Here is a 1770-nt window from a genome sequence, read left to right on the forward strand (position 1 = left end):
TGACGAATCGCCTGACGTCCATGCTTATTTCACCATGGTGATTACACACGGTGACGTAAGTCCCCTCTCGTAAGTGGTACTGTTTGACGTATGTACAGAGTGTCTGATTGAGATTCACTGTGTCTTCGATTTTCATTTCGCAATCCAACGGCTCTTTTATACGACACATGGACAGTCCTATAGAAATGGGTGTCACTATGGTAATGAGAAAGAGGCCGACGGCTATCCATTTAACGACGTTCAAGTGGTACCGCATGTTTTTTCTACATCCAGAGAATGTTTTCTCCAATTCTGGATCGAGTTGACTCCCTCTTATAAGTTCTGATAGTTTTGAACCTCCGATTCAGGGATCCACGAATCGTACTTTTGGGGCCAGTGAAGCCAACGAACCAAGACTTGTTTCCGATCACCGCGTCCCTTCCTTTTCAATATTTTTTCTATTTTATAGGCCGTGTTTTCGTCCACACGTACCGATTGTAGTTCGGCTTCGTAGAACGTACCCACTACACTTTCGCCGTTCCAGTCTTCTAATTTGTACACGGAAATGCCTCCTCTGCGGTATCTTTTTTCGACTTTAAATATTTCTCCAGTCCATTTCTGAGAGTACTCGCGATCGAAGATGCCTCTCACGTGTGAAATACGCACCGTCTCTCCAACACTGAACTTGAACTTCAAATTGTGGGAAGGTTTGGGTTTTCTTATGAGATACTGACGGAACCGAGATTCGCTCTCGTTTTTCTTTTTGATAGAGTTCGGTGTATCCGCTCGGCATAATTAGCCTTGGTCTCGTTATGAGAGACAATGTGGTGAATGCCCCTCTCCCTCAACAACTTTCCCACCTCGTTATTAACGAATTCTCTCCCCTTGTCCGAACGTAACGTGTATTTGGGTTGTCTACCTTCTTCGAAAATACTTCTCAAAGCCTTAGCGACTTCCACACCGGTCTTGTTTTTGACGGGTCTACACCAGAGTTTACGTGAAAAGATGTCAGAGTCCCACTGACTGTCGAGTCCTTCCACGATCACCCTTGACCTGGGAAAACGTCTTCTAGCACCTCGGGTTAAAGAGTACGTCTCCTGATCCTGTAACCATTTTCTTACACGATCTTTCCCTATATGATATCTGCCTTCGGTCTTTACTGTGTGGTAAAGTTTGTCTGGACCACTGAAACTAGCAGGGTGGCCAGGATCAAAGTAAATCGAATTCAAATAGTTTTTCCAGTCCGCCATCTCGTTGGGGAATACCCGGAGGTAGGCCCATGTGACCGTCTAAATAGGTGTTCAGTCTCTGGGCGTTCCCGATTAGACTTCTCGGTATGTTGATTTCTTTCAGGCCTCGGTAGAACTCAGTCAGTCCATTCGGACTCCCGTGTCCGTACTCTCTTTGGGAATCTTTTAAGAGATCCACTATGTTGGAGCCTTCAATTTCTTTTCCCTCGTAGAGTAATTCACCACGACCGTTCCACAGTAGAGTGTGTTTAGGGTCATTGAGTACGTGAATCAGGATAGTCTTCACTTTATAAGTATAGTGTTTAGGAATCATGGATAACAACATATCCATAGACAAGCCACCACTACCGACTTGCGGTTCACTCAAACCGTGTACTTCCGGTGATTCTGACAAGTCTCGTTCTCTTGATTCGATCGGACCGTCCGTCTTTCGGTTTTCTTCGACACACCGCATGTATTTTTCGTATGGGATCAATACCGACTTCTGTATCTCTTTCATTATAGAAGATTTTTGAGACTGGCTTCTGCCGATTTCAACAAT

At 44.9% G+C, this 1770-nt stretch carries 3 protein-coding genes; all 3 read right to left on the minus strand.

Features of this window, described 5'->3' with window-relative positions; translation table 11 throughout:
- Positions 1-312 precede the first annotated feature (312 nt).
- The gene (locus tag BOW06_RS13385; RefSeq protein ID WP_078455189.1) at positions 313-645 is read right to left on the minus strand and encodes a chromo domain-containing protein; all 333 of its coding nucleotides are present in this window, start codon (positions 643-645) and stop codon (positions 313-315) included.
- 53 nt (positions 646-698) lie between these two features.
- Positions 699-1229: a DDE-type integrase/transposase/recombinase gene (locus BOW06_RS13405; RefSeq protein ID WP_144077466.1), complete on the minus strand. Its 531-nt coding sequence runs from the start codon at positions 1227-1229 to the stop codon at positions 699-701.
- Positions 1189-1770 (minus strand): hypothetical protein (locus tag BOW06_RS12855; protein ID WP_218669522.1); only part of this gene is annotated, 582 nt, incomplete at its 5' end. The genes BOW06_RS13405 and BOW06_RS12855, both read right to left, overlap by 41 nt.

Source organism: Solemya velum gill symbiont (genome assembly GCF_002020255.1).
In the GTDB taxonomy this organism is placed as follows: domain Bacteria; phylum Pseudomonadota; class Gammaproteobacteria; order Chromatiales; family Chromatiaceae.

Excerpts from the sequence above, each read along its gene's own strand:
- BOW06_RS13405 (WP_144077466.1), bottom strand. The coding sequence starts at position 1,229 with ATGGCGGACTGGAAAAACTATTTGAATTCGATTTACTTTGATCCTGGC.